Raw genomic sequence first — 16,976 nt, forward strand, 5'->3', positions numbered from 1 at the left:
CTATCCTGTTTTCGTTTTAGGCATGAAGGGATTTTTTTAACCGTTTTAAAAAAAATCACCATCTTGATCCCTTTCTTTAAATCATCCAAAACGGCAATATCATTTTTCAAACTAGTTTTCAAGGACATTATTTTTCATTCATCACTAGTTTTTTACGGTACATCCCATAAGCATCTTGATATCGTTGATTTTGCTCCGGGTGGCAATGTATCCTTCTTCAATGGCATGCTCAACCTGGTCATAATCCAGCATTTTGAGGTCGCCCAGACGGGGGGTGATGAGAATATCCGGTGGATTGACAGCGAAATTGACCCGGGTGATGCGCTCCTGCATGAGTTGAATGGCCGCGTTGATCACCTGCCGGGTGCCGGGCGGCTTGGGTTTCTTTTTTTTTTGACGTTCCAGACGGTTCCGAATTTTTTTTTCCACAGCATCATAACGGGCGGCCAGGTTTGTTAAAAATTCGTTCCGGACCGGCGGTGGGGGTATCTCAGGAATAGCCTCGGCTTTCTGATGCCGCTTGCGCGAGATCAGTGCAGAATCCAGATTAACGGCGATCACGATGTCTGCACCCATTGCCCGGGCCACACCTACGGGAACCGGGTCAACCACTGCGCCATCTATCAACCATCGGTTTTTGTAGGATACCGGTGAAAACAGACCCGGGAAAGACAGGGATGCCCGGAGCGCCTTGAGCAGGTCTCCAGAATCTAACACCACCTGGTCGCCGGAATGCATGTCCGCAGCAACCACTTTTAACGGAATTTCCAGTTCGTCAAACGTTTTTTTGTCGCTGTGCATGCAGAACAGTTCCCTGAGTTTTTTATCACCATCCAGGAGCCCTGATCGTATAAAGGTCAAGTCTGAGAAAGAGAACATGCTTTCCCCGTCCATGTCAATGACATATTTTTTCAACTGCTCCAGACCGCCACTGGCAAAGATGGCACCAACAAAAGCACCAACGCTGCACCCGGTCACAACATGGATGGGGACGTCTGCATCCTGCAGGGCCTCAATGGCCCCGATATGGGCCCATCCCCGGGAAGATCCGCTTCCCAGAACCAGTCCGACTTTATAGGGGGTCATGGTGCTGTTCCTTTATTTTTTTAAAACGTCACGTATCAGTGTTGCCATTGTTGTCATTGAAATCGGTTTTATCGCATAGGCAGAGATCCCCGTCGTTTTTGCCATGTCTTCATCCAGCAGCGAACTGTGACCTGTGAAGATGATGATGGGCAAATCCGGTCTTATTCTTTTTAATGTTTTTGACAGTTCCATTCCATTTATTTGTGGCATGGTCATATCGGTTATAACCAGATCAAAAGAGAACGGGTTTGCTTCAAATTCTTGAATCGCTTCTTCGGGCCGGGTTCTGCCTTCAACCTGGTAACCGAGTTTTTGTAATAGTTTTAATGTCATTTCAACAATCGCTTTGTCATCGTCGACAAACAAGATCCTTTCTGTGCCTTTGGGTATGATGTTTTTTAGGGGAGCTGGCCGTGCCGGTGTTTCATGTTTTTCAACTGCCGGGAAAAACACACTAAAAGAAGCCCCTTTACCCGGAAGGCTGTCGACAAAAATTGATCCACTGTGATTTTTTATGATCCCATGAACAACAGCAAGTCCCATACCCGTTCCCTTCCCAAATTCCTTGGTGGTGAAGTACGGGTCAAAAATTTTATTGTATATTTTGGGATCAATACCGGTCCCTGTGTCTTTTATAATCAGTTCCTGATAGATTCCGGGTACCAGATGATTTGATTTCCCCTTTCTCCTTGTTGCCAGATTTATATCCTTTAAATGGATTTCCAGGTTTCCCCCTTTTTCCGACATGGCCTGGGCAGCGTTTGTGCACAAATTGATAATCACCTGATGGATCTGGGTTGCATCCGCGAGAATCCGGTTTGACGTTGCAGAAATTTTTTCAATAATCTGGATATTCGCGGGAAAGGATGATCGGAGCAGCTTTACAGATTCTTTTATCAGCAGCGACAAGTTTTGGGGTTTTCTGGTCAGTTCAGTTTTTCTGCTGAAATTTAACAATTGACTGACCACCTCTTTGGCGCGCAGGCAAGCTGTATTAATTTCCTGAAGATTCTTTTTTCCAGGGCCCCCATCCGGCGTGTCAATCAACGCCAATTCTGTATTCCCCAGTATAATGCTTATAATATTGTTAAAATCATGGGCAATGCCGCCGGCCAAAGTCCCGATAGACTCCATTTTGTGGGATTGACGAAGTTCTTCTTCCATTTGTTTGAAATCGGTTATATCGGTTGCAATTTGAAGTTTAACGGATCGTCCATCTATCCATTCGATGAGTCTGTCATAATTGATATACCATCTGCCCGTCTTGGGATTTTCTGCCTGCCAGACATGGACATCGCCGGATGGCCCATTTCTATCGGTTAATTGATTGATGGGGCAATGCGAACAGGGTTTGGATTCCCCCCTGAAAGCTTCATAGCAAATTTCACCGGTCATGTCCCTGCCAAACGTTTCGATCATGTTTTTGTTCATAAAAAGAATTTCATGGGTCTGTATGTCTGCAACATAAACGGTGGCATCAATGCTGTCCAGTATCGTAATAAACGTTTTGTGCATTTTTTTGTGGGCTGTTTCCGCAAGTTTGCGTTCCGTAATATCGCTGATAAAGCCTTCTATAATGGATGACCTGCCCGCATCCTTTTGGAGGATTATGCCTTTTTCCCATACCCATTTCTGATGCCCGGTTTTATCCTCAATTCGATATTCCAGGGTAAAAGACCTGTTTTTCTTCACCGCGTTCTGGATTTCCGTCCAAATAAAGTGGCGGTCTTCCGGCACTATCAGGTCATTGTAGGATACCCGGTTGTTTGATATGATTTCAGAAGGCGTATAGCCTGTCAAGCTTTCACACCCGTCACTCAGGTATAGCATGGTCCAATTTTCATCGTTCAAACACCTGTAGGCCATTCCAGGTAAATTTCCAATTAACGTGGATAGTTTTCGCTCACTTTCTTTATGGGCGGTTTCAGCGGCTTCCTTTTTCAAAATTTCTTTTTGCAGTCTTCGGTTCCATGCGAAAATCAATATAAAAATGATGGTAATCCCCAGACCGATCCCTGAAGACCATGCCCAGACAAGCTTCATATCAACACCGGGTTCATATTCAACCCGGATCCATTGGCGGCTGATCCGATCTTTTTCCGCTTGCGAAATGGAATTCAACACCTTTTCAATCATTCCTTGAAAGACAGGCCAATCTTTACGAATTCCCATGGACAATTGAATGTCATCTAAATCTAAGGGTGCGGCAACCTTAAGGTTGGTCAGGCCCTTTTTCTGGGTATAGTAACTGGCAGCGGCCAGACTGATGATACATGCATCTGCCCTTCCTAATGATACGGCTTCTAAATTTTCAACCGCTGTTCTGGTGAAGACATATTCAAGATTCAAGTTTGAATATTCGTTTTGTATTTTACTGAACGCGACCAGGTGTTTGGCAACAGCAAGCCGTTTTCCTTTCAGATCATGCATCCCGCTTATCATCGGGGTATCTTTTCGAGCGAGGATCACCATGGGATAGGAAAGATACGGCGCTGTGAAAAGTAAAAATTTTGATCGTTCAGAAGTTTTTGATACACAGGGGAAAAAGTCAATCTGCTTATTCCTGCCCCGGGCCAGCGCTTCATCAAACGGGATATCAAATACGATCTGCATATCCACTCCCAATCGTTCCTTGATCAGGGTTAGATAATCTGAAACCATTCCTTTAAAATGGTTCTGACCGCCTTTTTTTTCAACCCACATATAGGGTGGAAAGGCGACACCCACCCCCAGGCGGATTGTCGGGTGATGTTCAAGCCATGCTTTTTCCTCATCAGACAATGGAAAGGGCGCAGTATAAGCTTGGACAACCATTGCCTGAAGCAGAATGAATAGTAAGGGAACCAAGAGCCATCTTTTTTTATACATATGCACCTTAAGTCAGTAAATAGTTGAATTTTATAACCAGCATGGCTTTTACCCAGCTGATGCAATCAGCAGGAAGGCGGGAGCATACAGAAAAATTTAGTTCTATTTTGATGATCTGTCAAATGAATTAATTACTTTGTTTCACTTTTAAAATAAAATTTCAACTGGTCATGGATGTCTGCAATTTTTTGAAGGTCTCCTCTGGTATAAAGGACATGGGCTTTGAGTTTTAGCAGCCTGGGGTCTTGATATTGCGCAAGCCCTTTTTCGATCCAGGCCAGGGCGTTTTCTTGATCATGGGCCATGGCAAAGGCCTGGCTGATTCTTAAAATACTGTCAGGGGTGGGAGCGGCAGTTATGGCATTTGCGTAAAACCGGGCCGCCTTTGCCGGTACGTTCAAGAAGAGGTAAAGATCGGCAGCCAGCATCTGTTCTTCCCGGGTCATGGGGGCAAGATACCCGTAAATGATGAGGGCTGACAAGCCCTGATGGACGCGCTGGTTGTTCAGGTGGATGTGGCAGAGCGCTTTCCACCATTTGGGGTCAAGGGGGTCGGTTTGGGTTAGAAAATCAGCATAGGCCAAAGCGCGTTGATCCATATTCAGGGAAAGATACTGGTGGAGAAGGATCTCCTGCCATTGTTTTTTTTTGGGGCCTCTGGATTCTTTTGCAAGGTCCTTTATATACGGCAGGGCCTGTTGATGGGATTCAAGGGAAAACAGGATATGGACAAGGGTTTCCTTGTATGAAAGGGAAATCGCTTCCGGATGGGCCCTTATCAATCGGTGAAAGACCTCCAGCGCCTTTTTGGAATCTGTTGCCTGGAAATAGCAGACAGCCGCGGAATAGAGATATTCCGGCTTTGGGGCCTGGGACGTGTTGTAGCCTTGCACAAAGGCGGTAGCAGCCTGGGCAAAGGATTCGGATTCATATTGGGCTTTTGCCAGGTTGAGCCAGCCCTGGGCAAATAATGGGGTTTGCTTGACGGATGCCTGGTAACAGACGGTTGCGCGCCGGCAAAGTTGCCTGCTGTTTTTCAGCTGGTCTTCCCGGCCGGCCAGGGTGAGATAATAGTTGCCCAGAAGGAAATGAAGATAGTAGTGATCAGACCCTTTTTTCCCTTTTGATATGAAGGCTTCGAGCAGGTCAATGGCCTGATGCATCTGACCGTTTTGAAACAGAACCTGGGCCTTATTGATACAGATGCCCGCGGCCAGGGGGAGCTTGACCTTATCTGTTGTTGTGTCGGATTCCCCGGCCACCCCGTTTGATGTCAGGACAAGGACCAGGATCAGGAAAAAAATGACCCCAAAGCATTGTTTTCTCATCATCGCTCCAGCTTGAACCGGATGGTGGTTCGGGCCAGGGTGGCAACCGGTATGCCGTCCACGGTTCCGGGCCTGAATTTCCAATGGGCGACACACTGGATCACATTTTTATCAAATATGTTTTTTGGCTCGGCTTCAATGATGGTGACCGCTTGCACAAGTCCCTGATCTGTTACAAGAAATTCCACGGTGACAAATCCTTCAATGCCCCTGCGGGTGGCCCGGATGGGATAGATGGGCGGCAGTTTGACCAGGGGCGTAAGCTGGGAATCAAGTTCATCCATGGTATACTGGCTTTTGAGCACTGGCGCTTCCATGGAAAAATGCGCCAGGTCCGGTATGACCAGATCCAGGGGCGCCGTCGGCAGATTCGGGTTCAGCGCAAAGGCAAGCCTGGGTTTCAGATTTACAGATGTTGGCTTGATAATGGTGTTTCGGGAGGGGGGTACTTTTTTCAGGGGCTTGGGGGGGGGGACTGTTTTTTTGGGCGCTGTTCGTTGGGGCGGAGGCGGTGTTTTTTTTGCCCGGATAACCTGGATCGGTTTTAAGTCATCCAGGGTTTTTGGTTTGTCCGGCAGGCCCTGGATAAGTCCCGGCATGAGCCCGAAGAGGCTTATGTTCAGAAGGATAGAACCGACCAGGGCAATGGTCCAGCCCCAAAATGTTCTGGCATGGGCATGCATCATTGCGTTATTCTCCCGGCCCCAGGTTTGCGGCAATGGAGACCGTTCCGGCACCGGCCAGTTTGCAGGCATCCATGACAGTGATAACAAGGCCGGTGAGGCTTTCCTTGTCGGCCACAATGACCACACTGCCGTCGGGATTTTCCGCCAGGGCCCGTTCCACATTGGTCCGGACCGCACGGATATCCACCTGGCGGCGGTCAATTTGGATGGTATTGTCCTTTGTGACACCGATGAGGATGGTGGTCTTGGTTTTGCTCACTGCAGTGGCAGCTGTGGGTCTTGAAATGTCCACACCCGTTTCTTTTACAAAACTGGTGGTGACCAGGAAAAAAATTAATAGTATAAATACCATGTCAATCAGAGGGGCAATATTCAATTCAAGGTTTTTTGCGTTTGCCCGTCGAGCAGCTGAAATATTGATCATGGGGTTTCTCCTCCCTTTGGGGATAACATAAGGTTATAAAAACCGTTTCAAATACATGCCCGTGGCAGCGATCCGGTATTTAAGGTTCCGGGCTCTCCTGTCGAGAAATCCGCTCATGTAAAGGCCGGGGATGGACACCATGAGCCCGGTCTGGGTGGTGATCAAGGCGATGGAAATTCCGCCGGCCATGGCTTTAGCATTCCCGGTTCCGAAAATGGTGATCACGTCAAAGGTGTCCATCATGCCGGTGACAGTTCCCAGAAGTCCTAACAGCGGGGCAATGCCTGCCAGGATCCGGATGGTTGCCAGATGGGGGTCCATGGACGAAATCAGTCGGACCACGGTTTCATCCAGAATAAAGTCATCCAGTTCTGGATCATGACTCCGTGCTTTTAGAAATTCCCGGACCAGGAGGGAATTGGCCCCCTGAAAGGTTTGATCCGGCTCCCGGTTGTTTTTAACCAGTTCCCCGGCCATGTCCCTGGAAATATTCCGGATATACAGCCGTCGAAAAAAGAGTACCCGGTTAAGGATCAGGAGCCACATGAAAAAAGAGATGGTAAGGATCGGGATCATGATGGTCCCGCCGGACTGCAGATAACGCTCTATGGAAAATAAAAGATCCTTGATCATAATTTAATATCGCTGTGCACTGGTTTTAAAGACCATATTCACAAAGGCCACTGATTTTTCTTCCATTTTGGAAATCTGGGTTTCCACCCTGCGGCTTAACAGGGTATGGGCAAGCATGATGGGGATGGCAACGGAAAGCCCCAGCATGGTGGTGACGAGGGCTTCGGAAATCCCGCCGGACATCATCCGGGGATCGCTGGTCCCATAATAGGTGATCACGTGAAACGTATTGATCATTCCTGTAACGGTGCCCAGCAATCCTAACAGCGGGGCGATGGCGGCCAGCATTCCCAGGGTGGATAAAAAGCGTTCAATTGCGGGAATTTCTCCCAGTATGGCTTCCTGGAGGGCATTTTCCATTTCCAGTCGGGTTCTGTCCTTCAGGGCCAGGGCGGTTAAAAGGATTTTAGGGATGACCTTAGAGCGCCGGGCCTCAAGATAGGCTTTACAGCCATCCCAGTCATCTGCCAGGATCATTTCCCTCAGGGTGTTCATCAGTTTGTCTGCAGGCGTCCGACGTCGCGTGAAAAAAAGAAGTCTCTCGAAAAGAATGAGAACGGCCAGCACCAGGATACCCAGTATGGGCCAGACAATGGCCCCGCCTTTGGGAACCTGTTCGACCAGGTTGAGCTGGTGGACCAGCTGCCGTATGGCAGCCCCTTTTGAGATATCCATATAAACGGCATTGCTCCGGCCGTTCAGGTAGGCCGTGATCGTTTTGGTGATCCTGGCAGACGGCAGTTTGGAAAGGGCAAAAAACCGTTGGCTCTGATCTGAATATAAAAGGAAACCGATTTCATTGTCCAGCACATATATGCCGGTGAAGTTTCCCAGGATCAGGAGTTTGGCCTGCTGTTCCCGGCCCTGGCGGTCAATGATGTTTCCCGTCGTGACCTTTACCTGGCCCGAGGCATGGATCTCGTTAAAGAGAAGGTCGGACAACAGGATGATATCCTCCATGGAAGGAAATGTCTGCTGGAGAAGCATGGGTTCCAGAAACGTCTGCCGGTCCGGCGTCATGCCGGACTGGAGGCTCTGTATCAAAAGGGCCTTTAATTCCCGGGCATTGCCAAGGACAAATCCGGAAAATTCCCGGTTGACCGCACGGGTTGCTTCAAGGTCCCGGGTGAGGACGTCTGTTTGTTTTTTCAACGTGATGATCTGGTCTTGAATGGTTTTGTTTTCTGTTTTCAGGTGGTTGATATTTTGTTTAAGGTCTGAGATGGCTTTTTTCAAGACTTTTTTATCCGTTCTTATCTGCTGTGCCTGTTCGGCTGCGGCTTTTTCAGCGGTCTGTTTTTCTTTGAGGGCCCGCACCACAAGCGCCTGCCGCTGTTGTTCAAAGGCCTTGTAATCCTGCCTCATATCGGTTGCTGTCCCGGCCATGGCATTGGGGCCGGCAAAGCAGCAGATCAAAATAGCCACGATAAGGTTGTTGATCATTGGGTCTCCTCCCCCACGGAAAGTTTTCCCAGGGGCAGGGATAACAATTCCACAGATCTGTGTTTTTGACCGATTTCCACGGCGGATCGGATGGCCATAAGATTGTCTTCCGGCAGGGGCTGCCATTGTTTCTGCGACACATTATAATAGGCAGCCGCTTTTTGATCCAGGGTTAAAAAGAAAAGGGACACCCGGCCCAGGCGAAAAATATTGCCCAGCACTACTTCGGTCCCCAGGGTAATTTTATCCTGGTAAACTTCAATGGTGGTGCCATATTCTGCTTCAATAAAAACAGCCTCCATTACGGTACGGTATTTTTCTGCAATGTTGATTTCAGGATCATGGAGTGTTTTTTCAAGGATCTTGAGCCGGTTTCTCCGCTCTTCTTTTAAAAAGGGTGGATCATTGGAAATAAGTCTGTCAAGCCGGGCATAAAGGTCCTCTGTAAAGGGAAACAATTCTTTTTGGAGTCTGGCGGATGCCTGTTTTTGCTTTGACAGGGTAAGGGCCAATGCTTGCAGGGACATTTTTTTTGATGTCAGTTCCTTGTTGTCAGACAACAGGGTTTCATTTTCTTGCTGCAATTGCTCATATGCCCTCAAAAGCTGTGTTCTTTCCTGCTCCCATTGGTCCTGTTCTTTCTGGCTTTTCTGAAGGCGTTGGATGGATTGCGTCACCGGCTGTTTTATGTCGGTCACCGTGCCGGTCTGGCACCAGCCGGTGAACGGAAATGGGAAAACAAACACCATACAGCAGAGTATTTCGACCCATATGGCGGTTATCCGGTTCCTTGGGAGGATCATGACATTCAATTTAAAGCGGTTCGTCTTCATTTCTTTTTATCCTAGGGTCATTTTCATTTGCCTGTTGATTGACTAAAAAAATCCAGGGTTTTTTCGATACCGGGTTGGGCTGTATTTTAACCCGGGTATGGTAAACGGTTTGGATGGCGTTTTCCGTTAAGACTGTTTCAGGTCTCCCGGTGCTGAAAACCCGGCCATTTTGTTTGTTTAAGAGCACCAGCCGGTCAGAGTATTCCGCAGCCAGATTCAGATCATGGAGGACCATGAGAACGGTCAGGGAGAGGTCTCGTTTCAAGGTGTTGATCAATTCAAGAATTCTGGCCTGGTGGGTGATGTCCAGGTGAGAGGTGGGCTCATCCAGGACCAGGAGTGTCGGTTCCTGGGTCAGGGCCCGGGCAATGGAGGCCAGTTGCAGTTCGCCGCCGCTGATTTCATTAATCCTGGCATCCGCCAGGGGTACCACCCCTGTGAGGCGCATGTATTTTTCTGCAATCTCTTCATCCTTCCGGGTTTCAAAAAACTGGTATTTTTCGAAAAATGGCAGTCGCCCCAGTTGAACATACTGCCTTACCGTCATGGCCGCCGGGTTGATGGTCTGCATGACCACGGCCACATACCTGGCAAGGGCCCTGTTGGACAGGTGGCTCAACTCATGGCCCTTGATGCGGATCATCCCGGTTTCCGGCTGGATACTGTTTAAAATTGTTTTGATCAGGGTTGTTTTGCCGCAGCCGTTGGGTCCGATCACCGCTACAAATTCTCCGGGATAGATACAAAAGGAGATGTCCTTGAGGATCACCTTTTTTTTGTACCGAAAATGGATATGGCTGACCTCTAAAACCGGTTTCACAAGGTCACCTGTTTCCTTGAAAGCGCCCAGATAAACATGACACCGCCGATAATGCCGGTGATAACACCCACAGGCAGTTCAAGGGGTGCAATAATGACCCGGGCGATGACATCGGACAGGGTCAGGAATGCTGCCCCGGCCAGAAATGAACCTGCCAGCAGGATCCGGTGATCCGGGCCTGTCATCATGCGGACAAAGTGGGGAACAATGAGCCCGACAAACATGATGATGCCGGCAACGGCAACGCTTAAACCTGTTAAAAAAGAAGCTGTGATAAACAGGATTTTTTTGGTCCGGGTGGTATTGATGCCTAAACTTGCGGCTTCTTCTTCTCCCAAGAGCAGGGCATTCAGATCCATACAGAAAAAATAAGAGATGAACAGACCGGCAACCGAGCCGGCGCAGGCAAATTTGATCAAGTTGAGATTGGGTTCATCCAGGGTCCCCATGATCCACAGGACAATGTTCTGGAGATCATCACTTTTTGAAAGGGCCATGAGCAGCATGACAAGGGAGGATGCCACATAGGAAATCATGACCCCGGTCAAGAGCATCCGGTTGGACTGGACACTCTGTGTTCTGCGGTTCAGGTTGTAGACCAGGAAGATCACAAGGCTTGCCCCCAAAAAGCCGGACAAAGGGTAGGCAATGATGCCGATCACCGCATGGAACTTGAACAGGATATTCATACAGACCCCCAGGGAGGCACCGCCGGAAATCCCCAGGGTATAGGGTTCCACCAGGGGATTTCGGAACATGCCCTGGAGAAGGGTCCCGGCAAGGCTCAGGGCACCGCCCACCGCCATGCCCAACAGGATCCTGGGCAGCCGGATGCCCATCAGGATGCTGTATTCGGCTGTATCCCGGCCCTGCAGCAGAATCCGGGGGATGGTTTTGATGTCAATGCCGGCACTTCCAGTGCACAGGGCAAGGATGCCCACTGCCAGCACAAGTCCTGACAGGCCCACAAGAATCAAACTCCACTGCCGGATTTTATCATTCATTCACACCCCCTCCCGCCAGTTCAGGATGGATAAGGGGTAAAAGGGATGTTAATCCCATCACAAACGTGTTGGGTGTTGGACTGCAGATCATCTCCGGGTCCAGCACAAAGACCTGGTTGTTTTTAACGGCATTCATGCTTTTAAAGGTCATCCACCTTTGTTTTTCAAGTTCACCTGATTTTCTGGAGGTTCCCATGGTGGCGATGAGAATAACATCCGGATTTTCCGTGATGACCTTTTCCCTGCTGTAGATACCGGACGACGCATTCCCGGCAATATTGATACCACCGCCATACCGGATATACTCATTTATGAACATCTCCTTGTTGGCGGAATGTAAGGGTTTCAAGCCGATCTGTAAAAAAACCCTTGGTTTTTCAAGGCCCCGGGTTTTTTCCCATATGCCGGCCACTTCTTTTTGGGCGCGGTCTACAATTTGACGGGCGGCCTGTTCTTTGCCCAGTTTCTGCCCAATGGTCAAGGTCATGTCACACATCTGGGAAAAGGTTTTTGGATTTTGGGCCCTTAAGATGCGGATGGACTGACGTTCCAACATGATGAGCTGTCTTTCCCGGGAAAGGGCACTGGCAATGACCAGGTCCGGCCGCAGCCGGATAATTTTTTCAACATTCATCTGGGTGACGGATCCGATTTTTTCTTTCAACATGGCCGCTTCCGGGATATTGCAATAGGTGGTATTGGCAATGAGCCGGTCCTGGGCACCCAGCAGGTAGATGGTCTCTGTGATGATGGGGGATAAGGAAATAACCCGCTGGGGGATGCCCGGACCTGCCATGGCCGAAGCCGTGAAAAACATTAACAGGCTGACTAGGGCCGGAACACGGCTGAACCCTTTTTTAAGGCGTGTCATTCGCTTCATGTCTCAATTTTTCCAATACGCCTGTAAATATGGCGTTGAGTGCTGTTTTAAGGGGGAGGGGAATCGTATCATCCATCACAAGATTTTCTATGACGGAAATTTTTTGGCCGGCAATCTGGCCGGCAACCCCCCGGCACCAGTCTTGATACGAGGATAACTCTTTGATCAGGCCTTTTTCATATGCATCACTTAACGCAAGGGCGGATGCTAAAAATCCGGCATATTCCGGCGCCAGCAAAAGATGTTCCACCCGTTCGGCAAACTTGTTTTTTGAGATGGATGTCTGGTTCATGCACTCACAGACCACCCCTGATGTCAGCTCAAAAAGGGAAATTTTCCGTTCTTTGAGGCGTTGAAAAATTGGGCGGCGGGGGGTAATGTGGTTCTGTTTTAACACGGCCTCCTTTACCCCGTCATAAACGGCTTTTGCCACCAGTTCGCCCATTTTTGAATGGCCCCCGGTAGTGTCGATGGGGATGCCCGTGCCTTCAACCACCAGGACATTATCGGTCCCTGTGCCGGTTGCCCCATGGATCAATGGTGTATAGCTGCTCCGGATATCCATGTCTTCCAGGGCCGCGGTTTTGGCTTCGGTGGCTGCAATGATGGACCGGGTCATGGCCCTTTTGGAAAGGCGGGTATTGGTCATGAGCAGGATGTTTATGGTACCGGGTTCATAAAAAGCACCGATATCCTTTGACATGCGAACCGCATTGGACATGACACCGGCCGTGACCAGGGCCACCACCTTCAGGTCCTTAAAGGTTTTTTCCGTTACGCTCAGGTGATCCATGTCTGCGCCGGTTATCAGAAAAGACGTGGTTTGTTTTTCTTTGCTCAATGCCGTCAGGATGGATGACCGGATATGATTTATGCCCCGGTGATGTCCCGGGCCCCAGGTGGGGGGAGGGGAGTAGTGATTTCCCACGGTCAAGATGTGGTGCCGCTCGCCTTCAAGGGTGGACACAATGGTTTGCTCGTCCGTGAAATCAATGACCAGGGTTTTGTTCTCAAAGTCATATATATTGGTATAGTTGATACCGGCGGATTTGATATAGTCAAGGGGAATATCGATGGGTCTTGTATGGGTTGTTTCCAGGGGCAGAAGCGTGTTTTCAGACCGTGAAAATTCATCCGTGTACACCATTGAAGCCAGCCAGGAGACAAAATAACCGGAATGACTTGCTGCCCTGCAGGTCAGTTCACAGGGGAAATAAAAAATCTGCTGCTGTTTCACGGCAGCCACATCTTTCCACCCCGGCTGTGCGAAAAACGTGTCCGCCGCTTTTTGGTCCCCGGTGCAGCCATAGATGACGTCAGGGTTAAATGCCATCCATTCTTCCTTTGTGACCGGTACCACCGGGCCCTGTTTTCCGAAGTCCGGGGGAATGCCCCCGGCCAGCCGGATCAATTCATTTTGAAAGGACGTATTACCCGGTGTCATGATCTGGTCCCTTCCCATGAGCCGGATTACCCGTTTTCGCTTGCCCGGGACTGCCCGGGAAAGTTTTTCCTGTATATGCGCCATTTCCTGCTGGTTCTTTTCAACAAGTTTCCTGGCTGAAGCGTCACGATTCACTATCCTGCCCAGCGTCAGAATATTCTGATACGCGTGTTCAATACTGATTGTGTCATAAATAAAAAGGTTACAATCCGTGCCTTTGAATCTGTCAATGATGTTTTTGTGAAGGCGGGACAGGATAATCAAATCCGGGTCTGCCTGGTTTATCCGTTCCATTGATGGCAGGAAAAACCCCCCAATAAGCGTTTTTTCCGATGCCCCTTCCAGGGTCGTGTCATGATAGGTGAGGGCCACAACCGCATCTTTGGCACCCATTTCAAACAGGATTTCAGTGGCCGTGGGCACCAAAGAGACGATCCGCTGGGGTGGGCGGTTGAACGTCACTGGATTGTTTTGTGAATCCTTTACCACAAATGCCTGTGCAAGTGTGGCTGACCCGACGAGCCATCCGGATAGAATCAATAGAGATAGAAAATATTTTACCCTGTTTTTTTGTGTGTTTTGCATATGCAGTTTCCAGTGCTTTTTTTTGTCACCAATTTGGTTTATGTTCCCGTGTCTTTACACAAAAAAAAATCCGGACCGATTTTTCAATCGATCCGGAGTGTCCCTTTTTTTGCCCAAGATCTTGCCTATCCTTCTAGCCAAGAAAGATAATCAAACGATTCAGGCAGGTCTTCTGACTTTTGGATCTTCCTAATGGCTGTGCCTTCCCGTCAATATCTATATTGATAGTGGCATGCTACAGTTTTCGTCCCCAATTACAGCGGTGGGCCCGTTCCAGATTCAAACCGGATTCCCTATTATACCTTTTTTAAAGGTACCTGAATATGGTACTTTATTCAAAAATCAAGCGGATATGTCAAGTAAATAATTTTATTGCCCTGGTTCATCCCATCCTTTTTTTGATCAGGCCCATGTCTCATTGGGCTTGACAGAATATCCAGGTAAAATTAGGATGGCCAAAGTTTCACGGGATAGTCGGCTATACGCACACATAACTTTTTTTAAGAGCAGGGTAATGAAATTAAAATCAAAACTTCCCAATGTGGGGACAACCATATTTACCAAAATGACCCATCTTTCCAACACGCATAACGCCATTAACCTTTCCCAGGGGTTTCCTGATTTTGATGTCCATCCGGAGTTGATTCATCTTGTGGAAAAATATATGCGCAATGGGTTTAACCAGTATGCCCCCATGCAGGGGGTATTGCCGCTTCGTGAAAAAATAGTCCAAAAAGTAAAAAAAATATACGATAAAACGTGTGATATCGACACGGAAATCACCATCACATCCGGTGCGACGGAAGCCCTTTTTGCGGCCATTACCGCCTTTGTTCATGCGGGTGACGAGGTCATTGTCTTTGACCCGGCCTATGATTCATATGAGCCGGTTATTGAGCTGTGCGGCGGTAAACCGGTTCATTTGAAGCTGATCCATCCTGAGTATGCCATTGACTGGGACCAGGTCAATAAACACTTGTCCTTGAAAACAAAGCTTCTCATCCTCAATTCCCCTCACAATCCCACCGGTTCAGTCCTCGGCCGGGATGATATCGTCCAACTCAAGCAGATCATTGACACCCATGACATCCATATTTTGAGCGATGAAGTCTATGAGCACATTATTTTTGACGGGAGAGAACATGAAAGCATCTTAAAGTACCCGGAACTTGCCGCAAAGAGTTTTGTGGTCAGCTCTTTTGGTAAAACCTACCATGCAACCGGCTGGAAAATTGGCTACTGCATTGCACCGGAAGACATGACAGAGGAATTCAGGAAAATCCATCAATATCTTACGTTTTCTTCAAATACGGCGGTGCAATATGCTTATGCAGATTTTCTGGACCATGAAAAAGCGTATTTAGAACTTTCTGAATTTTATCAAAAAAAAAGAGACCTGTTTGTTTCAAAATTAAAACATTCCCGGTTCAGGGTCATTCCCAGTCATGGCACCTATTTCCAGCTACTGGACTATTCTGACATTACCCGTATGCCGGACACGGAATTTTCCCGGCAACTCACCATTGAACATAAAGTGGCTTCGATTCCCCCTTCTGTATTTTATAAAACCAACGATGACCACCACGTACTGAGATTCTGCTTTGCTAAACGCGACGAGACCCTTGAGGCGGCAGCGGTTAAATTATGTGCGATTTAATACAGGTTTCCGTATTATTTTTTTTATTTAACCACCGTCCTATCGTCCATACCCAGTCTTGATGTCTTTTTAGCCTGTTTTATTATGGTCTTTTTTTATTTATTTCCGAGTCCCTAAACGGCTTAAATTCTTATTGTTTGCTTTTCATTGAGATAAGCGCCTAATAAAAATTTCAACCTTGGCGCATAAATTAAGGAGGACGTTAAAATGAGTGGGATTACCCAAAAGATAGGGTTGGTTTTTATGGTTCTTATTATCGTTGGCGGGAGTGCCTGGGGCGGTTGGTTCACATTTGAGCCCAATATTATACTTTTAGATGGGACTGCTGTAGCTCTGGAGCTAACGGATATTGAAAAAGAAAGTGCTTACATCGAAAAAGGAGATATGGCACAAGCAAATCAATTAATAAAAGACAGTAAGGTCCATATCATTAAAAGTGGAGAAAGTCAGGACCGTGTTGAATATGTCAGCTATAAAGAATACGAAGGCAGTCTTTTTGTTAGAGTTAAAGATGAGAGCGGGAACAAACTTTGGGCAAACATGACTGGCCTTGCTTGTGAATGTGAGGGGCAAGGTGGGGATCAAAGGAATATCACTAAGCAGGATGTGATCAAAAAAAATTTTAAGCCCTTGTTTTTGAATAAAATTATTCCACCTCGTCCTCCCATCATGGTTTTGTAAGAGGTGAATGTAACAAAATCACCATATGGTACTGGGCTTGGAATTACTTTTGCTGCCACTAATCCCGCCAGATGTGCCATATCTACTAAAAAAAAGGCAGATACTTCTTCGGCAATCTCGAATATTTTTTGATAATCGATAAAATGATTACTAAGATTTGATCTGGTATTATTGATAATCCGAGCACCTTATGACAGTTTCCATTAGGGGGATTATTGTTGAGTCCTGAGGCCTTGTTTGGCGGGGAGGGTGGGATTCGAACCCACGATCCCGGTTTAGCCAGGATACTGCTTTTCGAGAGCAGGGCCTTCAGCCACTCGGCCACCTCTCCGCGTCAACGAACAAAAGTCCACCAAGCGATGTACATCTAAATAATTATGGGAGTATTGTCAAGAGACTCAATGGTTTTTGGCTCATTCTTTGTCAAAACTATCCACAACAATTGCACCCATAGATGCTGGCATAGTTATAACTATAATGCGTTTCAACGATGTTATCGGGTCGTCCAGTACAGGCAGTTTATCCAAGCTGTTAAGCAGCGCGCTAAATTAAACAAATGAAGTACGAAATTTTCAAAATAAATTGACCATTCTGAAAAAATATC

The 16,976-nt window shown here is 47.7% G+C and carries 15 protein-coding genes, 1 tRNA gene and 1 riboswitch; of the genes, 2 read left to right on the forward strand and 14 right to left on the reverse strand.

What is annotated here, in order from left to right; genetic code table 11:
• Positions 1-144: 144 nt before the first annotated feature.
• The 12 genes from Q1Q15_RS12990 to Q1Q15_RS13045 all read right to left on the reverse strand — a co-directional run bounded on the left by Q1Q15_RS12990 (position 145) and on the right by Q1Q15_RS13045 (position 14,034).
• The gene (locus Q1Q15_RS12990) at positions 145-1,086 is read right to left on the reverse strand and encodes a patatin-like phospholipase family protein (protein ID WP_300460530.1); all 942 of its coding nucleotides are present in this window, start codon (positions 1,084-1,086) and stop codon (positions 145-147) included.
• A 12-nt stretch (positions 1,087-1,098) separates the two neighbouring features.
• Entirely contained in the window at positions 1,099-3,954 is a 2,856-nt protein-coding gene (locus tag Q1Q15_RS12995; RefSeq protein ID WP_300460532.1) for a transporter substrate-binding domain-containing protein, read from the reverse strand.
• 131 nt (positions 3,955-4,085) lie between these two features.
• Positions 4,086-5,282, reverse strand: coding sequence for a tetratricopeptide repeat protein (locus tag Q1Q15_RS13000; protein WP_300460535.1), 1,197 nt, complete (start codon positions 5,280-5,282; stop codon positions 4,086-4,088).
• Positions 5,282-5,968, reverse strand: coding sequence for an energy transducer TonB (locus Q1Q15_RS13005; protein WP_300460538.1), 687 nt, complete (start codon positions 5,966-5,968; stop codon positions 5,282-5,284). Before Q1Q15_RS13005 ends, Q1Q15_RS13000 begins: the two co-directional genes overlap by 1 nt.
• A 4-nt stretch (positions 5,969-5,972) precedes the next feature.
• Complete coding sequence (locus Q1Q15_RS13010; RefSeq protein WP_300460540.1) at positions 5,973-6,392, reverse strand: biopolymer transporter ExbD; 420 nt, start codon at positions 6,390-6,392, stop codon at positions 5,973-5,975.
• A gap of 33 nt (positions 6,393-6,425) precedes the next feature.
• On the reverse strand, positions 6,426-7,025 hold the full coding sequence (locus tag Q1Q15_RS13015; protein ID WP_300460542.1) for a MotA/TolQ/ExbB proton channel family protein: 600 nt from the start codon (positions 7,023-7,025) through the stop codon (positions 6,426-6,428).
• A 3-nt stretch (positions 7,026-7,028) separates the two neighbouring features.
• Positions 7,029-8,468 (reverse strand): MotA/TolQ/ExbB proton channel family protein, encoded by a 1,440-nt coding sequence (locus tag Q1Q15_RS13020; RefSeq protein ID WP_300460545.1) that lies wholly within the window; start codon positions 8,466-8,468, stop codon positions 7,029-7,031.
• A complete protein-coding gene (locus Q1Q15_RS13025; protein WP_300460547.1) occupies positions 8,465-9,301 on the reverse strand; it encodes a DUF3450 domain-containing protein in 837 nt (278 codons plus the stop codon). Before Q1Q15_RS13025 ends, Q1Q15_RS13020 begins: the two co-directional genes overlap by 4 nt.
• Complete coding sequence (locus Q1Q15_RS13030; protein WP_300460550.1) at positions 9,282-10,121, reverse strand: ABC transporter ATP-binding protein; 840 nt, start codon at positions 10,119-10,121, stop codon at positions 9,282-9,284. The genes Q1Q15_RS13025 and Q1Q15_RS13030 overlap by 20 nt, the downstream gene beginning before the upstream one ends.
• Positions 10,118-11,125 carry an iron ABC transporter permease gene (locus Q1Q15_RS13035; protein WP_300460553.1) on the reverse strand — a complete coding sequence of 336 codons (1,008 nt, stop codon included), beginning with the start codon at positions 11,123-11,125 and terminating at the stop codon, positions 10,118-10,120. The genes Q1Q15_RS13030 and Q1Q15_RS13035 overlap by 4 nt, the downstream gene beginning before the upstream one ends.
• A complete protein-coding gene (locus Q1Q15_RS13040; protein WP_300460555.1) occupies positions 11,118-12,005 on the reverse strand; it encodes a helical backbone metal receptor in 888 nt (295 codons plus the stop codon). Before Q1Q15_RS13040 ends, Q1Q15_RS13035 begins: the two co-directional genes overlap by 8 nt.
• On the reverse strand, positions 11,983-14,034 hold the full coding sequence (locus Q1Q15_RS13045; RefSeq protein WP_300460557.1) for an adenosylcobinamide amidohydrolase: 2,052 nt from the start codon (positions 14,032-14,034) through the stop codon (positions 11,983-11,985). Before Q1Q15_RS13045 ends, Q1Q15_RS13040 begins: the two co-directional genes overlap by 23 nt.
• 144 nt (positions 14,035-14,178) lie before the next feature.
• Positions 14,179-14,370: riboswitch (cobalamin riboswitch) on the reverse strand.
• A gap of 178 nt (positions 14,371-14,548) precedes the next feature.
• Between Q1Q15_RS13045 and Q1Q15_RS13050 the strand changes: the two genes are divergently transcribed.
• Positions 14,549-15,691 (forward strand): methionine aminotransferase, encoded by a 1,143-nt coding sequence (locus Q1Q15_RS13050; RefSeq protein ID WP_300460560.1) that lies wholly within the window; start codon positions 14,549-14,551, stop codon positions 15,689-15,691.
• Positions 15,692-15,898: 207 nt separating this feature from the next.
• A complete protein-coding gene (locus tag Q1Q15_RS13055; RefSeq protein WP_300460562.1) occupies positions 15,899-16,372 on the forward strand; it encodes a hypothetical protein in 474 nt (157 codons plus the stop codon).
• Here the strand turns inward: Q1Q15_RS13055 and Q1Q15_RS13060 are convergent.
• Together Q1Q15_RS13060 and Q1Q15_RS13065 are read right to left on the reverse strand one after the other, a co-directional pair.
• Positions 16,273-16,551 carry a hypothetical protein gene (locus tag Q1Q15_RS13060; protein WP_363320966.1) on the reverse strand — a complete coding sequence of 93 codons (279 nt, stop codon included), beginning with the start codon at positions 16,549-16,551 and terminating at the stop codon, positions 16,273-16,275. The genes Q1Q15_RS13055 and Q1Q15_RS13060 overlap by 100 nt on opposite strands.
• A gap of 59 nt (positions 16,552-16,610) precedes the next feature.
• Positions 16,611-16,703 (reverse strand) — tRNA-Ser (locus Q1Q15_RS13065).
• Positions 16,704-16,976 lie beyond the last annotated feature (273 nt).

This window comes from Desulfobacula sp. (genome assembly GCF_030145145.1).
Taxonomy (GTDB): domain Bacteria; phylum Desulfobacterota; class Desulfobacteria; order Desulfobacterales; family Desulfobacteraceae; genus Desulfobacula.